The sequence below is a fragment of the Neotabrizicola shimadae genome (assembly GCF_019623905.1).
GTDB classification, from domain to species: domain Bacteria; phylum Pseudomonadota; class Alphaproteobacteria; order Rhodobacterales; family Rhodobacteraceae; genus Neotabrizicola; species Neotabrizicola shimadae.
This window is the reverse complement of sequence record NZ_CP069370.1, coordinates 3,357,910-3,377,200: the sequence shown is the minus strand read 5'-3', so window position 1 is coordinate 3,377,200 and position 19,291 is coordinate 3,357,910. Positions and strand designations below refer to the sequence as shown.

General features: G+C 65.4%; 17 protein-coding genes. 15 read left to right on the top strand and 2 right to left on the bottom strand.

Annotation, left to right across the window (positions count from 1 at the left end):
- Nucleotides 1–15: 15 nt before the first annotated feature.
- A complete protein-coding gene (locus tag JO391_RS16385) occupies nucleotides 16–798 on the bottom strand; it encodes a cobalamin B12-binding domain-containing protein (protein ID WP_220661513.1) in 783 nt (260 codons plus the stop codon).
- Between the two features lie 322 nt (nucleotides 799–1,120).
- Here JO391_RS16385 and bchF point away from each other — a divergent pair, with 322 nt between their 5' ends.
- The 15 genes from bchF (at nucleotide 1,121) to JO391_RS16310 (ending at nucleotide 17,046) form a co-directional block, all read left to right on the top strand.
- Nucleotides 1,121–1,636, top strand: coding sequence for a 2-vinyl bacteriochlorophyllide hydratase (gene bchF, locus JO391_RS16380; RefSeq protein ID WP_220661512.1), 516 nt, complete (start codon nucleotides 1,121–1,123; stop codon nucleotides 1,634–1,636).
- The gene (locus JO391_RS16375) at nucleotides 1,633–2,907 is read left to right on the top strand and encodes a ferredoxin:protochlorophyllide reductase (ATP-dependent) subunit N (protein WP_220661511.1); all 1,275 of its coding nucleotides are present in this window, start codon (nucleotides 1,633–1,635) and stop codon (nucleotides 2,905–2,907) included. The genes bchF and JO391_RS16375 overlap by 4 nt, the downstream gene beginning before the upstream one ends.
- Complete coding sequence (gene bchB / locus JO391_RS16370; protein ID WP_220661510.1) at nucleotides 2,904–4,427, top strand: ferredoxin:protochlorophyllide reductase (ATP-dependent) subunit B; 1,524 nt, start codon at nucleotides 2,904–2,906, stop codon at nucleotides 4,425–4,427. The genes JO391_RS16375 and bchB overlap by 4 nt, the downstream gene beginning before the upstream one ends.
- A gap of 10 nt (nucleotides 4,428–4,437) precedes the next feature.
- Nucleotides 4,438–7,995 (top strand): magnesium chelatase subunit H, encoded by a 3,558-nt coding sequence (locus JO391_RS16365; protein WP_220661509.1) that lies wholly within the window; start codon nucleotides 4,438–4,440, stop codon nucleotides 7,993–7,995.
- Between the two features lie 28 nt (nucleotides 7,996–8,023).
- A complete protein-coding gene (gene bchL / locus JO391_RS16360; protein ID WP_220661508.1) occupies nucleotides 8,024–8,926 on the top strand; it encodes a ferredoxin:protochlorophyllide reductase (ATP-dependent) iron-sulfur ATP-binding protein in 903 nt (300 codons plus the stop codon).
- Entirely contained in the window at nucleotides 8,926–9,594 is a 669-nt protein-coding gene (bchM, locus tag JO391_RS16355) for a magnesium protoporphyrin IX methyltransferase (RefSeq protein WP_220661507.1), read from the top strand. Before bchL ends, bchM begins: the two co-directional genes overlap by 1 nt.
- The gene (locus JO391_RS16350; protein WP_220661506.1) at nucleotides 9,591–11,024 is read left to right on the top strand and encodes a PucC family protein; all 1,434 of its coding nucleotides are present in this window, start codon (nucleotides 9,591–9,593) and stop codon (nucleotides 11,022–11,024) included. Before bchM ends, JO391_RS16350 begins: the two co-directional genes overlap by 4 nt.
- 15 nt (nucleotides 11,025–11,039) lie before the next feature.
- Nucleotides 11,040–11,807 carry a photosynthetic reaction center subunit H gene (gene puhA, locus JO391_RS16345; protein ID WP_220661505.1) on the top strand — a complete coding sequence of 256 codons (768 nt, stop codon included), beginning with the start codon at nucleotides 11,040–11,042 and terminating at the stop codon, nucleotides 11,805–11,807.
- A gap of 61 nt (nucleotides 11,808–11,868) precedes the next feature.
- The gene (gene puhB, locus JO391_RS16340) at nucleotides 11,869–12,507 is read left to right on the top strand and encodes a photosynthetic complex putative assembly protein PuhB (RefSeq protein WP_220661504.1); all 639 of its coding nucleotides are present in this window, start codon (nucleotides 11,869–11,871) and stop codon (nucleotides 12,505–12,507) included.
- Between the two features lie 12 nt (nucleotides 12,508–12,519).
- Nucleotides 12,520–12,996 (top strand): photosynthetic complex assembly protein PuhC, encoded by a 477-nt coding sequence (gene puhC / locus JO391_RS16335; RefSeq protein WP_220661503.1) that lies wholly within the window; start codon nucleotides 12,520–12,522, stop codon nucleotides 12,994–12,996.
- A 12-nt stretch (nucleotides 12,997–13,008) separates the two neighbouring features.
- Nucleotides 13,009–13,305 carry an O2-dependent cyclase accessory protein gene (locus tag JO391_RS16330; RefSeq protein ID WP_220661502.1) on the top strand — a complete coding sequence of 99 codons (297 nt, stop codon included), beginning with the start codon at nucleotides 13,009–13,011 and terminating at the stop codon, nucleotides 13,303–13,305.
- A 71-nt stretch (nucleotides 13,306–13,376) separates the two neighbouring features.
- Nucleotides 13,377–14,402: a magnesium-protoporphyrin IX monomethyl ester (oxidative) cyclase gene (acsF, locus tag JO391_RS16325; RefSeq protein ID WP_375155705.1), complete on the top strand. Its 1,026-nt coding sequence runs from the start codon at nucleotides 13,377–13,379 to the stop codon at nucleotides 14,400–14,402.
- A gap of 100 nt (nucleotides 14,403–14,502) precedes the next feature.
- A complete protein-coding gene (gene puhE, locus JO391_RS16320; protein ID WP_220661500.1) occupies nucleotides 14,503–15,306 on the top strand; it encodes a putative photosynthetic complex assembly protein PuhE in 804 nt (267 codons plus the stop codon).
- Nucleotides 15,307–15,311: 5 nt separating this feature from the next.
- A complete protein-coding gene (gene hemA / locus JO391_RS16315) occupies nucleotides 15,312–16,523 on the top strand; it encodes a 5-aminolevulinate synthase (protein WP_220661499.1) in 1,212 nt (403 codons plus the stop codon).
- A 70-nt stretch (nucleotides 16,524–16,593) separates the two neighbouring features.
- Complete coding sequence (locus tag JO391_RS16310) at nucleotides 16,594–17,046, top strand: c-type cytochrome (RefSeq protein WP_259444726.1); 453 nt, start codon at nucleotides 16,594–16,596, stop codon at nucleotides 17,044–17,046.
- 156 nt (nucleotides 17,047–17,202) lie between these two features.
- Here the strand turns inward: JO391_RS16310 and JO391_RS16305 are convergent, their stop codons facing one another.
- Nucleotides 17,203–19,011, bottom strand: a complete 1,809-nt coding sequence (locus tag JO391_RS16305) for an ABC transporter ATP-binding protein (RefSeq protein WP_220661498.1) — start codon at nucleotides 19,009–19,011, stop codon at nucleotides 17,203–17,205.
- Nucleotides 19,012–19,291 lie beyond the last annotated feature (280 nt).

Sequence of the window (19,291 nt, the reverse complement as noted above, 5' to 3'; positions counted from 1 at the left end):
GAAAGGGTGGGCTCTCTAGCCCCACGCCTGACTCACGTCGGGCTCCTGCTTTTGCAGACCAAACCCGGAGACGACCGCCTCCAGATCATTTGTAATAAGGTCGACACCGCTAGACACAAGAGCATCGTGCATCTGCGCACATCCGGGGCCGCCAACCGCCACGAGCATTCTGCCTTTGCTCAAGTTCTTGATCGTCTTCACGACCTTTGCCGCCGTTTCAGCCTTGTCCGAGTTGGCAACCGACACCAGCGCCGCATCAAACCGCCGTGATGCCATGAGGCGGGCCAGATCGCTCAGTGCCGGTCCGAACTGGATGTTTACCGAAACACCCTTTTCCCGCAGCATCATCGCGACCACCATGGCGCCCAGAGTATGCTGCTCGCCCGGCGGCACGACGACCAGCGCAGTGGAAAGGGTTCGGCCGTCGACGGAATCGGCAGTCAGATCGCCTTGGAACCGATGCAGAAGTTCCTGAAGGCGCGCCGCACCGATGGTAACTTCGGCAAAAGTGTAACGGTCCTCTTCCCAGCCCCGGCCCAGGACTCGGGCAACTTCCGGAATGTACGTGGCCACAGCCTGAGAAGCCGAAACTCGCGCTGCACTGAGGGCATCCACGATTTCGCCGCTCACACCGGAGCCAGGTTTGATCGCAAGCGCGGTCAACCGGTCAAGGACATCCTTCCGCAGTTCGTCACTCCCGCCCATGCGGCGCGCCAGACGATCCATGACCTCAAGGGCGAGACCAAGATAGCCCACATGACCAATGTCGTGCTCGTGGTTGCCGCCGATGTCACGCATGTGCGCCCTCGAACCCAAGGTCCGCGGACCACCGACGCCTATCACGTCAGTTCCCCGCATGGAAGGGGTGAGTCCCCATGGCTCCATGACACACTATCGCACCCTCTATGTCTACAATAATTGACATCCTGCCGTTGCTCGACTGTCACTTGCAGTCAAGACTCTGATACATATGGCATAAAATCCGTACGATGCACGATTGACTTGTACCAAGCGCGCGACGCGATGAAAGATGGATGGCCAAAGTACTGTAAGTTTTGATTGACACTTCCGCCCCCGCAGACCACCTTTGCCTCGGGCACCAGGGGGGAAGGCGCACCGGATGCCACGTTTGACTTACAGTTCTGGACGCAAGCCGCTCTATACGCCACAGGAAAGGGCGCGCCGGGATTCCACTCGCTGGACACTCGTGCAAGGCATTCTCGCACCGCTCCAGTTTCTGGTCTTTGCCGTCTCCCTCGGGCTAGTGCTGCGCTTCCTGATCACTGGTGAAGGCTATGCCGCGGCGACTGCCTCCATCCTGGTCAAGACCATGTTTTTGTACACGATCATGGTCACTGGCGCGATCTGGGAGAAGGCCGTCTTCGGCCAATATCTCTTCGCGCCGGCCTTCTTCTGGGAGGATGTCTTCTCCTTCGCGGTGATCGGCTTGCACACCGCCTATGTCTGGGCACTTCTGACCGGTGCGATGCCGCCCCAAGCTCTGATGACGCTCGCCCTGGCAGCCTATGCGGCTTATGTCATCAATGCTGGACAGTTCCTGCTGAAGTTGCGCGCCGCTCGACTCGACTCGGCCGACAGGCGTCCCGGCATCCTGACAGAGGGGGGCGCGGTATGAGCTTGGATGCCCCTCGTCATGGCTGTCTGGATACGCCCATCCTGCGCGAACGGGGTCAACGCGAGGTATTCTGCGGCTTGACCGGCATCGTCTGGTTGCATCGCAAGATGCAGGACGCCTTCTTCCTCGTGGTGGGCAGCCGGACTTGCGCGCATCTGCTGCAGTCGGCCGCCGGGGTGATGATCTTCGCCGAGCCGCGCTTCGGCACGGCAATTCTGGAAGAGAAGGACCTCGCAGGTCTGGCCGACGCCAATGTCGAACTCGACGCAGTGGTCGCCCGCCTGATCGCGCGCCGACCCGACATCCGCCAGTTGTTCCTCGTTGGCTCTTGCCCGTCCGAAGTCATCAAGCTGGATCTGTCGCGCGCCGCCGAGCGGCTGAACGCCGCCCATGCGCCGCATGTGCGCATCTATTCCTATTCCGGCTCCGGCATCGAGACGACATTCACCCAAGGAGAAGACGCTTGCCTAGCCGCGATGGTCCCGTCGCTGCCCGCCACGCAGGAAGCGGCGCTGCTTGTTGTGGGTGCGCTTCCTGACGTGGTCGAAGATCAGGCGTTGGCGCTGCTGGACGCGCTTGGCGTCGGCCCGGTCCGCATCCTGCCCTCGCGGCGTGCGGCTGAAGCAGCGTCCGTCGGACCGAACACCCGCTACATCCTGACGCAGCCCTTCCTCGGCGACACTGCTGCCGCGCTGGACCGGCGAGGCGCACGTCGGATCGTGGCGCCTTTCCCCTTCGGCGAGGAAGGCACGACACTCTGGCTTGAGGCCGTTGCCCGGGCCTTCAACGTAGCGGAGGCCCGTTTCGATGCAGTCACCGCCGCCCCCCGCGCTCGCGCTCGCAAGGCAGTAGCCGCACAGGCTGCAACACTGGCCGGAAAGAGCCTGTTCTTCTTTCCGGACAGCCAACTCGAACTGCCGCTGGCCCGGTTCCTGGCGCGGGAATGCGGGATGCGTCCGTTGGAGGTCGGCACCCCCTTCCTTCACCGGGCTTTGATGGAGCCGGAACTGGCCCTCCTGCCCGAAGGCCCGGTCATCTCGGAAGGCCAGGATGTGGACCTGCAGCTTGATCGTCATGCTGTGCAGTCGCCAGACCTCACCGTGTGTGGCTTGGGTCTCGCCAATCCGCTGGAGGCGGCAGGTCACGCCACAAAATGGGCGATCGAACTGGTGTTCACACCTGTCCATTTCTACGAGCAGGCAGGCGACCTTGCGGGCCTCTTTGCCCGGCCGCTTCGTCGCCGCTCACTCCTCGCTGGGGGTGCGGCATGAAGCTGACGCTCTGGACCTATGAAGGCCCGCCGCATGTCGGCGCCATGCGGGTCGCCACAGCCTTGCAGGATGTGCACCTCGTCCTGCATGCGCCCCAGGGCGACACATATGCCGACCTTCTGTTCACAATGATCGAACGGCGCAACCACCGCCCGCCAGTCACCTTCACCACCTTCCAGGCCAGCGATCTGGGCGCCGATACGGCGACGCTCTTGAAGACTTCTGCCACCGATGCCTTCGACCGCTTCCAGCCGAAGGCGCTCCTTGTCGGGGCCTCCTGCACGGCCGAACTAATCCAGGACGATCCGGGTCTGGTGCGGACCCTCGGCCTGCCGGTGCCCGTGGTGCCGCTGGAATTGCCGTCCTACTCCCGCAAGGAAAATTTTGGCGCAGACGAGACTTTTCTTGCCATCACCCGCGCGCTGGCAAAGCCGCAATCCCGGACCGAAGCCATCACCTGCAACCTCCTCGGCCCGACCGCGCTTGGCTTCCGCCACCGCGACGATGTGACCGAACTCACGCGGCTGCTTGCTGGAATGGGCATCGCCGTAAACGTCACGGCCCCCCTTGGCGCATCGGCGGAGGACCTCACGAACCTCGGCCGCGCCCATTTCAACGTGCTGATGTATCCCGAAACCGGCGAGGCAGCGGCACGCCACCTGGAACGCCTCTGCGGCCAGCCCTTTACCCGCACCGTCCCGATCGGTGTCGGCGCGACCCGCGACTTCATCGCCGAGGTCGCACGCCTGACGGGCTTGCCCGCCCAAGCCGACGAAAGCAGCCTGCGCCAGCCCTGGTACTCTGCTTCCGTCGACAGCACCTACCTGACCGGCAAGCGCGTCTTCATCTTCGGCGACGGCACCCACGCCATTGCCGCCGCCCGCATCGCTGCAAAGGAAATCGGGTTCGAGGTGGTGGGCCTCGGCTGCTTCAACCGCGAACAGGCCCGCGCCGTCCGCGCCGCTGCCGAAACCTATGGCCTGACCGCACTAGTCTCCGACGACTATCTGGAGGTCGAGGCCGCCATTGCCGCCGCCGCGCCCGAATTGATCCTCGGCACGCAGATGGAACGTCACATCGGCAAGCGCCTTGGCATTCCCTGCGCCGTGATCTCTGCCCCGGTGCATGTGCAGGATTTCCCGGCCCGCTACTCGCCGCAGATGGGCTTCGAAGGCGCGAACGTGATCTTCGACACCTGGGTGCATCCATTGGTTATGGGGCTGGAAGAACACCTCCTGACCATGTTCCGCGAGGATTTCGAGTTCCACGATGCCGCCGGTGCCAGCCACCACGGCGCCAAGGCAACGCCCCGCGAGGAAGACCCTGCCGCGGTGATCCCGGTGGTCCAGCCCTCGGGCGAGATCCGCTGGCTTCCGGAGGCCGAGAAGGAACTGAAGAAGATTCCGTTCTTTGTCCGAGCCAAGGCGCGGCGCAACACCGAGCTTTTCGCGGCCAAGTCCGGCGTGGCCACGATTTCCGTCGAGACGCTTTACGAGGCCAAGGCCCACTATGCGCGATGATCGCATCAGCATGACGGACCCCATGACCCCGGCGCAGGCCGGCGGTTACAATGTGGTCATCGTCACGCTCGACGCCCATTCCGCCGGACCCTGCGAGCGCATCGCGCCACGCCTGCAACGCGACTATCCCGGCCTGACCATCACCGTTCTCGCCGCCGCCGAATGGGCCGGCGATCCCGCCGCCATTGCCCGCGCGCGCCGGGTGATCGAGGGCGCGGACATGATCCTGGCGAACCTCCTCTTCATCGAGGAACACGTGCAGGCCGTGCTGCCGTCGCTGGTTGCCATGCGGCCCCATGTCGATGCACTGGTCGGCATCATCGCCGATCCTGCCATCGTGCGGCTGACGAAGATGGGCGACCTGGACATGTCGCAACCCGCCTCGGGCGTGGCGGCCTTCCTGAAAAAGCTGCGCGGATCGAAGGAACCGAACGGCGCCTCGGGCGAAAAGCAGATGACCATGCTGCGCCGCCTGCCGAAGATCCTGAAGTTCATTCCCGGCAAGGCTCAGGACCTGCGCGCCTGGTTCCTGTCGATGCAGTACTGGCTGGGCGGGTCTGACGACAACATCGAACAGATGATCCGCTTCCTGATTGGCCGCTACGCCAAGAACCGCGGCTGGACTGCGCCCAAGGCCGCGGCCCCCGTGGAATACCCGGAAGTCGGCCTGTACCACCCGGATCTGCCCGGCCGTATCACCACCGATTCCGCGCAGCTTCCCCGGCCAGCCGGCGCGGTCGCGACCGTCGGCCTTCTGATGCTGCGCAGTTACATCCTTTCGGCCGACACCGCCCACTATGACGCCGTAATCCGCGCCTTCGAAGCGCAGGGTGTTGCCGTCCTGCCAGCCTTCGCCGGCGGGTTGGACGGGCGCCCGGCGATCCGCGCCTTCATGGCCGGCAAGGTCGATGCTCTGGTTTCGCTGACCGGCTTTTCTCTGGTCGGCGGACCTGCCTACAACGACAGTCCTGCTGCCGTCGAAACCCTGACGGCGCTCGATGTGCCCTATGTCGCCGCGCATCCCCTGGAGTTCCAGACGCTCGGCCAATGGGCGGCCTCCGGCGGTGGCCTCGGCCCGGTCGAAACGACCATGCTGATCGCGCTTCCAGAGATCGACGGCGCGACCAACCCCACCGTCTTTGCCGGTCGCCACGATGCCGGAGGCTGCTCGGGTTGCCCGAAGCCCTGCCATGCCGATCCTGCTGCAACCGCCCGTGCCATGGCGCCCTGCCCGGAACGGATTGCCGCGCTTGTGGACAAGACCGCGCGCCTTGCCCGCCTGCGCCAAAGCCGTGTGGCCGACCGGCGCGTGGCCGTGGTTCTTTACGGCTTCCCGCCCAATGCCGGCGCTGCGGGAACCGCCGCCTATCTCGCCGTCTTCGAGAGCCTGCATAACCTCCTGCACGCCATGAAGGCCGATGGCTATGACGTCGATCCACCCGCGACGGTGGACGATCTGCGCACCGCCGTCCTCGCGGGGCCAGAAGCACTGCACGGCCAGCCCGCCCATATCGCGGCGCGTGTCCCTGCCTCGACCATCGTGTCCAACAGCCGCTGGCTGCGCGACATCGAAGCCGCATGGGGCCCCGCCCCCGGCCGCCACCAGACCGACGGGCGCGATGTCTTCGTGCTGGGCCACCAGTTCGGCAAGGTCTTCGTCGGCCTTCAACCGGTCTTCGGCTATGAAGGCGACCCGATGCGCCTTCTGTTCGAGAAGGGCTTCGCGCCGACACACGCCTTCGACGCCTTCTACCGCTGGATCCGCGACGATTTCCGTGCCGACGCTCTCCTGCATTTCGGAATGCATGGCGCGCTGGAGTTCATGCCGGGCAAGCAGTCCGGGGCAAGCGGAAGTTGTTGGCCTGACCGGCTGATCGGCAACCTGCCGAACATCTATCTTTACGCGGCGAACAACCCGTCCGAGGCGAGCCTCGCCAAGCGCCGATCGAATGCGATCACTGTGACACATCTGACGCCGCCGCTGGCGCGCGCCGGTCTCTACAAGGGTCTTGCCGAGCTGAAAGACAGCCTGACCCGTCTGCGCGCCCTGCCGCCCGATGCCATCGAGGCGCAGGACCTTGCCACACTGGTCGTCGAACAGGCTCGCGCCGTGGACATGGACGCCTCGGATCTCTCGCAGCTTTGGGTGAAGCTCCTTGAAACCGAAGGCGCACTCATCACTGACGGCCTGCACGTCCTCGGCCGCGCGATGAGTGCAACCGAGCGCGCCACCATGCTGGACCTTATGCCAGAGGATGCCGACCGCGCGCGTGCCGACCAGTTGCTTCAGGAAGACGCGGAGATTCCTGGGCTTTTGCGTGCCCTTTCGGGCCGGTTCGTGCCGCCGGTGCCGGGCGGCGACCTGATCCGCGCCCCGGAGATTCTGCCGACGGGCCGCAACATCCACGCCTTCGATCCGTTCCGGATGCCCACGGCCTTCGCCCTGCAGGACGGCGCGGCGCAAGCGGACCGGCTGCTGGCCGCCCACCCGACCCTGCCCCACTCGGTGGCGCTGGTCCTTTGGGGGTCGGACAACATCAAGTCGGACGGCGGTCCGATCGCGCAGGCGCTGGCGCTGATGGGTGCCAAGCCGCGGTTCGACAGCTATGGCCGTCTGTCCGGCGCCGACCTGATCCCGCTTTCCGAACTCGGGCGTCCCCGCATCGATGTGGTGATGACGCTCTCGGGCATCTTCCGCGACTTGTTGCCCTTGCAGACCCGGATGCTGGCCGAAGCCGCATGGAAGGCCGCAACCGCGGAAGAACCTGAAAGCCAGAACTTCATCCGCGCACACACGCTGAAGGCAATGGCGGCAACGGGCGTTGACCTGGAAACCGCTGCGCTGCGCGTCTTCTCCAATGCGGAAGGAGCCTATGGCTCGAACGTCAACACCCTCGTCGGCTCGGCCGGCTTCGGGGACGAGGACGAACTGGCCGACGCCTACGAGGCGCGCAAGAGCTTTGCCTACGGTCGCTCCGGCAAACCGACCCAGCAGACGAAGATGCTGGGTCAAGCACTCGCCACCGTGGATCTGGCCTATCAGAATCTCGAATCCGTCGAACTCGGCGTCACTTCGGTTGACCATTACTTCGACACGCTCGGCGGCATCGCCCGCGCGACCCGCCGGGCGAAAGGCGGGCAGGATACGCCGGTCTACATCGGCGACCAGACCCGGGGCGCCGGCATCGTGCGGCCGCTCAAGGACCAGATCGCCCTGGAAACCCGCTCGCGCAGCCTGAACCCCCGCTTCTACGAAGGGCTGCTGCGCCACGGTGCGGAAGGCGTGCGCCAGATCGAAGCGCATGTGACCAACACGCTCGGCTGGTCTGCCACCACCGGAACGGTCGAGCCCTGGGTCTACCAGCGCCTGTCCGAAACCTTCGTCACCGACGAAGAGATGCGCCGCCGCCTTGCCAGCCTCAATGCCGCCGCTTCCAGCCGCATGGCACAACGCTTGCTGGAAGCCTCGGACCGCCAGTACTGGCAGCCCGATCCCGAAACCCTCGCCGCCCTGCGCGCCGCCGCCGACGAGCTTGAAGATCGCATGGAAGGGATCGCCGCCGAATGAAGACCCGTCATTTCAGGAGTATCCCGGCATGAGCCCGCGCGACGAGATCCCCGACCTCCGCGGCCTCGATGGTGAAGGCTCGGTTCAAGTCCACCAGGACGCCAACCTCAGGATCGACGGCGCCAAGGTCTTTTCGGTCTATGGCAAGGGGGGGATCGGCAAGTCCACCACCTCGTCCAACCTGTCCGCCGCCTTCTCGCTGATGGGCAAGCGCGTCTTGCAGATCGGCTGTGACCCCAAGCACGACAGCACTTTCACGCTGACCGGCCGGCTGCAACCGACCGTCATCGACATCCTGAAGGAGGTCGATTTCCACGCCGAGGAGCTGCGCCCCGAGGATTACGTCACCGAAGGCTTCAACGGCGTGATGTGCGTCGAGGCCGGCGGCCCGCCCGCCGGGACCGGCTGCGGCGGCTATGTCGTTGGCCAGACGGTAAAGCTCTTGAAGCAGCACCACCTGCTCGACGACACCGATGTGGTGATCTTCGACGTCCTGGGCGACGTGGTCTGCGGTGGCTTCGCGGCCCCGCTGCAACATGCCGACCGCGCCGTGATCGTCACCGCCAACGATTTCGACTCGATCTACGCCATGAACCGCATCATCGCCGCCGTGCGTGCGAAGTCTGCGAACTACAAGGTGCGGCTGGCCGGCTGCATTGCGAACCGGAGTCACGCCACCGACGAGGTGGATCGCTACTGCGCCGCCGTGGGCTTCCAGCGCATCGCCCACATGCCGGACTTCGACGCCATCCGCCGCTCGCGCCTGAAGAAGCGCACCCTGTTCGAAATGGATGACAGCGACGACATCCTGCTCGCCCGCGCCGAATACATGCGCCTCGCAGACACGCTGTGGCGCACGGCTGGTGACGAGGGGCTTTCGCCCGACCCGCTGCCCGACCGCGAGATCTTTGAACTTCTGGGGTTCGATTGATGTCCGACTATGCCGCCATCCGCGACCGGGTCGAACATTATTTCGACCGCACCGCCACGCGGGCCTGGGAACGGCTGACCACGGACGAGAAGGTCAGCCGCATCCGCCAGACCGTGCGCGAAGGCCGCGACCGCATGCGTGCAACCATGCTCTCGCGCTTGCCCGCCGACATGACGGGGCTGCGCGTGCTGGATGCCGGATGCGGCACGGGCGCGATGACGGTGGAACTGGCACGCGCCGGGGCAATGGTCGTGGCGGCCGACATCTCGCCGAAACTGATCGACATCGCTCGCGACCGTCTGCCCGCTGCGCTGGCCGCCCAAGTCAGCTTCCATGCGGGCGACATGACGGATGAATCGCTCGGCTCCTTCGATTTCGTCATGGCGATGGACAGCCTGATCTACTACCGCGCCCCCGACATCGGTTCGGTCCTCACCCGTCTGGGCAAGCGGACCCGGAGCACCATTGTCTTCACCGTCGCCCCCCGCACACCATTCCTGATGACCTTCTGGGCTGCCGGAAAACTCTTCCCGCGCTCGGACCGGTCGCCCGTGATGGTGCCCCACGCCCTGCCGGAGCTTCGTCGCCACGTTGGCGGCGACCTGGCCCGTATCGACCGGGTGGCGCGGGGTTTCTACATCTCGGATTGCCTGGAGTATCGGCCATGATTCTGCGCCGTCGTCACATCCAGCAACTGGGCGCAAGCTGGATGCCCTTCGCCGATGCCGCTTCGGATTCCCTGCCGCTTGGCCAGCTTCTGCGGCTGTCGCTGTTCCAGGTCTCGGTCGGCATGGCGCAGGTGCTTCTGCTTGGCACCCTGAACCGTGTGATGATCGTCGAGCTTTCGGTGCCCGCGCTGGTCGTGGCGCTGATGATCTCGATCCCGGTTCTCGTTGCGCCCTTCCGCGCGCTTCTTGGCCACCGCTCCGACACACACCGCTCGGCCATCGGTTGGAAGCGTGTGCCCTATCTCTGGTTCGGCAGCCTCTGGCAGATGGGCGGCCTTGCCGTCATGCCCTTCGCGCTGATCGTGCTTTCAGGCGACCAGACCAAGGGTCCGGCCTGGGCGGGCGAGGTACTTGCGGCGCTGGCGTTCCTCATGGCCGGCCTCGGGATGCACATGACGCAAACCGCGGGCCTTGCCCTCGCCGCCGACCGGGCGACGGAAGAGACGCGCCCCCGTGTCGTCGCGCTTCTCTACATCATGTATCTGCTTGGCATGGGCGTGTCGGCCGTCATCGTCGGCTGGCTCCTGCGCGACTACGACCCGATCCTTCTGGTCCGCGTGGTGCAGGGCTGCGGCGCTGCCACCCTGATCCTTAACGTCATTGCACTTTGGAAGCAGGAAAAGGTCCGCCCGATGACCGCGGCCGAGCGCGCCGAACCCCGGCCCGCCTTCCGTGACGCATGGGCCGGGCTGATGGCGGAAGACGGGGCCATGCGCCTGCTGGTCGTGGTCGTGATCGGCACGCTTGCCTTCAACATGCAGGACGTGCTGCTGGAGCCCTACGGTGGCCAGGTACTTGGCCTGTCGGTGGGCGCAACAACGCTTCTCACCGCAACCTGGAGCCTTGGCGCCCTGGTCGGCTTCCTCTGGTCGGCCCGGCAGCTGGCGCGCGGCGCCGATCCGGCCCGGCTTGCTGCGCGCGGGCTGCTGTTCGGCATCGGGGCATTTACCGCCGTCATCTTCGCGGCCCCGCTCGGCAGCACCGCCTTGTTCTATGCAGGTGCTGCGGCCATCGGCCTTGGCGGCGGCACCTTCGGCATCGCCACACTCACCTCGGCGATGACCTTGCCGTCGCGCACCGCAGCCGGCCTTGCCCTTGGCGCCTGGGGCGCAGCCCAGGCCACAGCGGCGGGCCTGTCGATCTTTCTCGGCGGTGCACTGCGCGATGGCGTCTCTCATGCCGCGGCCGAAGGCTGGCTTGGTGCCATCGCCAATCCGGCCCTCGGCTACTCGGTCGTCTACCACCTCGAAATCGGACTTCTTTTCGTGACTCTCGCCGTGCTCGGACCGCTGGTCCGGCTCGGCCACCTGCTTCCATCCCAACCGGGGTCCGGCAAGGCCCAGATCGGCCTTGCCGAATTCCCGACCTGACAGCGGAGGACCATCATGGTCGGCGTAACCTTCTTCGGCGATTTCGACCTCGCCAGCCTCGCGATCTGGAGCTTCTGGCTCTTCTTTGCGCTGCTCATCTATTACCTGCAGACCGAAAACATGCGCGAGGGCTATCCTCTTGAGACCGAGGACGGTCTTCCGGCGCCGAACCAGGGTCCGTTCCCGGTGCCGAAACCCAAGACCTTCCTTCTGCCCTTCGGCAAGGGAACGGTGACGGCGCCTTCGGTCGAGAACGAGGCCGCGCACCGCCGCACCAACCTCGCCCTTGCGCGCACCGCCGCATCCGAGGGCTTCCCTCATGTACCCACCGGCAACCCGATGCTGGATGGCGTCGGCCCCGCCTCCTGGGTGCCGCGTCGGGATGAACCGGAACTTGATGGCTTCGGCAACCCCAAGATCCAGCCGATGTCGCAACTCCATGAAGTGCAGGTCTCGGCCGGACGCGACCCGCGCGGTCTGCCAGTGCAGGCCGGTGATCTGGAGGTTGTCGGCCGCATTTCGGACATGTGGGTGGACGTTCCCGAACAGCTGGTCCGTTACCTGGAAATCGAGCTGAACTCGGGCTCGCGCCGGCTTGTGCCGATGACGATGAGCACAATCTGGGCCGACCGTGTGCGGATCAATGCGATCACCTCGCCCCTGTTCGAGAATATCCCCGCCACCCGGTCCCAGACCCAGGTGACCAAGCTCGAGGAAGACAAGATCTCGGCCTATGTCGCCGGCGGCTGGCTCTATGCCGAAGGCCGCAAGCGCGGATTCTGAACCAAGGGGGGGCGGCGCGCGCCCGCGCCGCCCCGGCCAACCTCTGGACGGAGGGTCTGACATGTCAGACCGCGACTTTGACTTCGAAGCCCAGCCGGGACTTCCGGCCCCGCTTCCCGCCGGCGAAGAGCTTCTCTGGCAGGGTAGCCCCGATGCCGCCATCCTGGCGCGTGACGCCTACAAGATCCGGTGGATCACCGGCTACATGGTGCTGCTTGCCCTCTGGCGCAGCGGTGCCGCCTGGGCCGATGGCGGCCCGCGCGGCGCGATCGCCACGCTGATCCCCTATCTTGTTCTGGCGCTCGCCGCCTACGGCGTGATCCGCGTCCTGGCCTGGGCACAGGCAAGGGCGGCGATCTATTCCATCTCCTCGGCGCGCATCATCCTGCGTATCGGGGCGGCGCTGCCGATCACCTACACGATCCCCTTCTCCTGCATCGAAGCCGCCGCCCTGTCCTCGTCCACGGCCGGCGGGACCGGCACGCTGGCCTTCGCGACCAATGGCAACATCCGCCTGTCCTGGGCCGTGCTCTGGCCGCATGTCCGGCCCTGGCACTTCCGCGTGCCCCAGCCGGCCTTCCGCGCCATTCCCGATGCGGCGCGCGTCGGCCGCATCTTCGCCGATGCCGCCCAAGCCAAGTTGAACGAACCGCGCATCAACCTGGCCAGCCCGGCCGGTACGCTTGTCGCGGCAGAGTGAGGAGGACAGGACATGCCACGCCATCCCAGCCTCCCCACACCGTCAGCAAACCGCGAACGCGAGATGATCCCGGCCGCGCTCCTGCGCGCCATGTTCGGACTTGCCCTCGCCTCGCTCATCATCGTGACTTACGCCGTGGTCACGAAACGCCCGCACGAAGGCGTGCCGGCGGCCGGGACACCGGTTGCCGAACGGTCGCTCATCCTAGAAGGCAAGGACGCCCAGGCCGTCGTGGTCAAGGACCTCGACGGCACGGTGCTGATGGATCTGCCCCACGGCGGGTTCATCACCGTCATCCAGTCGGCGGTTGCCCGTGCGCGCGTGGTGGCGCGCACCGAGGGCAACCCGCCGGTGCGGATCATCCGCTACGACAACGGCCGACTTGTGGCCGAAGACCCCGCCACGGGCTGGAGCGCCGAGCTCTACGCCTTTGGTGACGACAACAAGGCCGCGTTCGAACGGCTGCTCTCCGACCAAGCACAAGAATAGGGAACCGCAATCATGGCAATCTTTGCCCGAACCAAGGAAGAGGTGCCTGTCACCATCGAAGTCTCGCACCGCTTCGAAAGCCTGCACGCTCACGTCCGCTTCAACAACGGCGCCGTTGTCCATCCCGGCGACGAGGTTCTGGTCCACGGCGCCCCGGTCGTTGCCGCCTTCGGCGAGGTCATCACCGAGGATCGCACCGCGACCATCACCCGCGCCACCGCACTGGAACGCTGGTGGACCCGTCTGACCGGAGACCTTGAGTTCATGGAGCTCTGCGAATTCTCCTTCAGCGAGGAGTTGGCAGCATGAAGGACACCAGCCACGACACAAGCCACGCCGAACTGCACGCCGAAATCTCGGACCAGTTCGACACCACCGCGATGGCGACCGAGACCACACTTCTCAACCCACGCTTCTACACCACCGATTTCGACGAGATGGACCGCATCGACGTCAGCCCGGTGCGCGGCGACTGGGACAAGCTCCTCGCCCAGATGAAGAGCGACCCGAACAGGGGCCACTTCAAGAAGAACGAGGACTGGGACCAGATCGACTGGCAGGGCATGGACCCGGCACTCCGCGCCGAGTTCATCGATTTTCTCGTGTCGTCCTGCACCGCCGAGTTCTCGGGCTGCGTTCTCTACAAGGAGATGAAGCGCCGCGGCAACAACCCCGACATCTGCGAACTGTTCAGCTACATGTCGCGCGACGAGGCGCGCCACGCCGGCTTCATCAACGATGCCCTGCGCGAGGCCGGAGTGGCGGTGAACCTGGGCTTCCTGACCAAGGCGAAGAAGTACACCTACTTCCGGCCCCGCTTCATCTACTATGCCACGTACCTGTCGGAAAAGATCGGCTACGCCCGTTACATCACCATCTTCCGCCATCTCGAGGCGCATCCGGAGCAGCGGTTCCACCCGATCTTCAAGTGGTTCCGCCAGTGGTGCAACGACGAGTTCAGCCACGGCGAGGCCTTCGCGCTCCTGATGCGCACCGATCCGAAGATCACCGAAAGCTGGCAGGCGCGGCTCTGGATCCGCTTCTTCCTGGTGGCCGTCTATTCCACCATGTGGGTGCGCGACCATGCCCGGCCCGAGTTCCACAAGGCCCTCGGCGTCGACATCGACTGGTACGATCAGGAGGTGTACCGCAAGACCTCGACCATCGCACGCCAGGTCTTCCCGGTGGAAATCGACATCGACCATCCGCGTTGGCTGCCCGGCCTGCGGCGGATGGATGCCGCCATGCGCGACATGGAAAAGGCGCAGAAGAAGGGCGGCCTTGGCGGCTGGATCGCGCACAAGGCGGCTTCGGCCCGCGCGATGGCAGCCTTCGCGGGCCTCTACCTGATCCCGGTCAAGGACAACCGCCCGCCGGCAAGCGTGCGGCTGGAGCCTTCATATTGACCGCGATCCCCCATACCGCCGCGCAAGCGGTGGCTTGGGCCGGGGCGATGGGCGCGTCCCCCGGTCCGGCGCGGCACCCCCTTCACCGGGGGTGCCGCGTATGACCAATGCCTGGACGATCACGCTTCTGGCGATCTTCCTCTGGTGGTTCTCCACCGGCATCATCCTGTGGCGCGTGCGCCGCGCCGATCTGGGCGGGCAGGACGACCATCTCTGGTCGGTCCTGCTTGGCCTGCCGCTCTTGCTTGCGGGATTCCTTGGTCTGCACAACACCTCGAACGATGTCAGCGTCTCGGGCGGCTACTATGCCTTCCTGTCCGCCCTGGCCGTCTGGGGCTGGATAGAGCTTGCCTTCCTGTCGGGCATCATCACCGGCCCGAACCGCGAGCCTTGCCCCCCCTTCGTTCCCCTCGGTGAACGCTTCCTGCGCGCCACCGGCACCGTGCTGTGGCATGAGCTGCTGCTGGTCGTGGCGCTGGCGGTCATCTTCGTCATCACCGGCGATGCTGCCAATCCCTTCGGCTTCTGGACCTTCGCGCTGCTCTTCGTCGCGCGTATCTCGGCCAAGCTGAACCTGTTCTTCGGCGTGCCACGCATCCACACGGAATTTCTGCCCCGCCCGCTGTCGCACCTAGCCAGCCATTTCCGCCGCGCGCCGATGAACTGGGTTTTCCCGATCTCCATCACGCTCCTGACCTTCGCCGCCGGCTGCTGGATGGAACGCGCGATCTCCGCCACGACCGAGGCCTCCTTCGTGGGCCACCTGCTTCTCACCGTGCTGACCCTGCTCGCATTGCTCGAACACTGGCTCATGGTGATCCCGCTTCCCGACCAGCGCCTGTGGCGCTGGATGCTTCCGCAAGACGACCGCCAGTCAGACCCTACCCTGCCAGCCAGAAAGTGACGCCCATGGATTTCGACGGGTTCTTCCAGTCCAGCCTCGACACCCTCAAGTCCGAAGGCAATTACCGCATCTTCGCCGATCTGGAGCGCCGCTGCGGCGCCTTCCCCCAGGCTGGCCGCCATGACGGCACCGCAATGCAGGATGTCACCGTCTGGTGTTCGAACGACTATCTCGGCATGGGCCAGCACCCCGACGTGGTCGCTGCCATGGTGGAAACGGTGCAGTCCTGCGGCACCGGCGCCGGCGGTACGCGCAACATCGGCGGCAACACGATCCACCACCGCATCCTGGAAGCCGAACTTGCCGACCTGCACGGCAAGGAGCGCGCGCTTCTCTTCACCTCCGGCTATGTGTCCAACTGGGCCGCACTCTCGACCCTTGGGGCGAAGATCCCCAATGCCGTGATCCTTTCGGATGAGAAGAACCACGCCAGCATGATCGAGGGGATCCGTCATTCGCGGGCTGACAAGGTGTTGTGGAAGCACAACGACTGGCGCGACCTCGACCGCAAGCTTCATGCCGTGGGCGATCGTCCGAAGATCGTGGCCTTCGAAAGCGTCTATTCCATGGACGGTGACATCGCCCCCATCCGCGAGATCGTCGAAGTCTGCGAAGCGCATGGCGCGCTGTCCTATATCGACGAGGTCCATGCCGTGGGCATGTACGGCCCCCGCGGTGGCGGCGTCACCGAGGAACGTGGCCTCGCCCACCGCATCGACCTCATCGAAGGCACGCTCGGCAAGGCCTACGGCGTCGTCGGCGGCTACATCACCGGCTCTGCACCGCTGGTGGATTTCATCCGCTCATTTTCCTCGGGCTTCATCTTCACAACCGCGCTCCCGCCGGCAGTGGCCGCAGCTGCCACCGCCTCGATCCGGCATCTCAAGGCGTCGTCAATCGAACGCGACCGCCAGAAGGCCAATGTCGCGGCCGTGCGCGCCCGCCTGGACCGCGAGGGCATCCCGCACCTGGCGAACGAAAGCCACATCATTCCGGTGATGATCGGCGATCCGGTCAAGTGCCGGATGATCTCGGACATCCTGATGGAAGAATGGGGCATCTACGTGCAGCCCATCAACTACCCCACCGTGCCGAAAGGCACCGAACGGCTGCGCATCACCCCCGGCCCGCTGCACGGCGCCCAGGAGATCGACCACCTGATCACTGCCCTTGCCTCGCTATGGCGGCGCTGCGCCATTGCTCATGCTGTCGCGTGAAGCCGCCCTTGACGAAATGCTTCCGCGCACCAGTTGCCACCCGAATATGCTCAACCGGAGGAGAGCAATCTTGCTGAAACTCGCCACCTTCGCCCTCACGGGCGCCCTGCTGGCCGCGCCAGCTTTCGCGCAAGAGGTCATCGGCAATGCCGAGGCCGGCGCCAAGGTCTTCGCCAAGTGCCAGACCTGCCACACCGTCGCCAATGAGGCCGGTGAAGTCCTGGCCGGCAAGGGCGCCAAGACCGGCCCCAACCTCTATGGCATCGCCGGCCGCAAGGCGGGCAGCTACCCCGAGTTCAAGTATGGCGCGTCGCTCGTCGCCCTGGGCGAAAGCGGCTTCGTCTGGGACGAGGCGAGCTTCGTGGAATATGTGAACGACCCGTCGAAGTTCCTGAAGGCGAAGCTCAACGACCCCAAGGCGAAGGGCAACATGTCCTTCAAGCTGCCGAAGGAAGAAGACGCCCAGAACGTCTGGGCCTATCTGGTCTCGCTGGCCCCGGCCGCAGCTCCCGCCTCGAACTGAGGCACGGCCCCTTCATCGGCAATGTTGTCAGCGGGGCGCCCGGTCATCCAGAACCGGGCGCCCCAGCCTTTTTGCGAAGGCACCCGCGGCGCGGGTCGCACGGATGGAACCCTGCGGTCCCTATTCCTTAGCGTCAGGGGCGCCGTTCCTGTGCGTTCAGAACAGCGCTTCCTCGACAACGGCCTCCGCCTCGGCGCCCGCCGGGGCCTTGCCGGAGACCTCCTTGTTGAACAGCGCGGCGAACTTTCCGGGCCGTTCCAGCAACTCACGCAGCGGACCCTGTTCGATCAGCCGCCCGCCCTCGATGAAAGCAATGTCATCTGCCCCCATCACCGTGGAAAGGCGGTGGGCGATGATGATCGTCGTCCGGCCGCGCGTCGCCTCCGCGATGGCATCGCGCACCAGCGCCTCGGAATCATTGTCCAGCGCGCTTGTCGCTTCGTCCAATAGAAGGATCGGCGCGTCCTTCAGGATGGCGCGGGCCAGCGAAAGGCGCTGGCGCTGCCCGCCCGAAAGGAAGATGCCGTTCTCACCGACAGGCGTGTCATAGCCGCTTGGAAGTGCCATGATGAAATCATGCGCCTGCGCCGACCGGGCCGCCCGCTCCACATCCGCATCGCTGGCATCCAGCCGCCCCATGCGGATGTTCTCGCGCACGGTGGACGAGAACAGGAAGGTGTTCTGCCCGACAAAGGCCGTCATCTGCTGCAACGACCGCCGCGTGATGCGGCGCAGGTCGGTGCCGTCAATCTCCACATGCCCCTCGGTCGGGTCATACAGCCGCAGCAGCAGGCTCATGATGGTGGACTTTCCGCCACCCGAAGGCCCCACCAGCGCTGTGGTGCGGCCCGGCGCGAAGACCAGAGTCAAGTCCGATAGGATGGGTCGCTTGCCATCATAGGTGAAGCCCACATTGCGCAGGGCGACCTCGCCCTGGCCGTGGGGCAAGGCAACCGCATCGGCCGGATCGGCCATCGAATCCGGCCGGTCCAGGATCTCGAACATCATCTGCACGCCGACAAAAGCCGATTCCAGCGACACGCGCATCCGCGACAGCCGCTTGGCCGGCTCATAGGCCATCAGCAGCGCGGTGATGAAGGCCATCAACTCGCCTGCCGTCGTCGTGCCCCCGAAGCCCGCGCTGACGCCACTGATCAGCACGATCGTTGCAATGGCACCGCCCGCCAGGATGTCCATCATCGGCGCGGTCACGCTTTCCAGCCGCACGATCGAATTGGACCGCTTCTCGACGTCGCGCACCGCCTTGTCCATGCGGCGTTCCAGGATCGGCTCAAGTCCGAAGGCCCGCACGACACGCAGCCCGGCTGAGGTTTCCTGGATGACCTTCAATATCTCGGTCAGCGAGGCCAGTTCCGCCGTCATGATCTTGCGCACCCGCGCCAGAAGCGCCCGCACGCCAAGCAGCGCCAGAGGCCCGATGACCAGGAAGACAATCGACAGCAGCGCCTGCTGCGTGACCATAACGGCCACCAGACCGATCAGGGTCAGCGCATCACGGACAAAGCCGGTCACGATCGTGTCCAGCATCATCCGCGCCGACTGCGCGCTTTGCGTCACCCGGATCAGGATGTCGGACGATTCCGTCCGGTCGAACCAGGCGGCTTCCTGCTGCAAGAGCTTGCGATAGATATCGCGCTGGATGCGCGCCACCACGCGGTTGCCTGCCCGGCTCAGGTACACGCTTTGCGTATAGCCGGCGGCACCCTTCAGGATGAAGATCCCCAGCACCATGCCCGCCACCACGGGCGCCGGATAGGCGGTCGGCACGTTCGACAGGACGTCGAAGATTGCCTTCATGATCCAGGCCGAGGCCGAGGCCATGGCCGCCACCACAACCATCGCAACCAGGGCGATGATGTACTGCTTGCGCTGTGCCGGGAAGTTTTCCTTCAGGACGCGCACGGCCGCCGTCAGCAGCGTCTGTTCCGTTTTCTCTTCGGCCATCAACTCGCCTCGTTCCTTCGCACAATCGCGCCGCCTGCGGACTTGGCGAAACTCCGGACGCGGCCCTCCCGGCTGGCGCGCCGTCGATCCAGGTTCGGCCACAGCAAACCTGCCATCGGGACTTCAGCACCGCTGCCCGTATACGTCCAAAACCGTCCGGAAGAAGAGTTATTCGCACTTCCAAGCGGTTTCGTGCCGCCGCAAACCCTACCGTGCGGCGCGCACGCATCCACGCAAGGGGCGGGGCGGGGCAGGGGCAACGCAATCATCGGCCCCACCT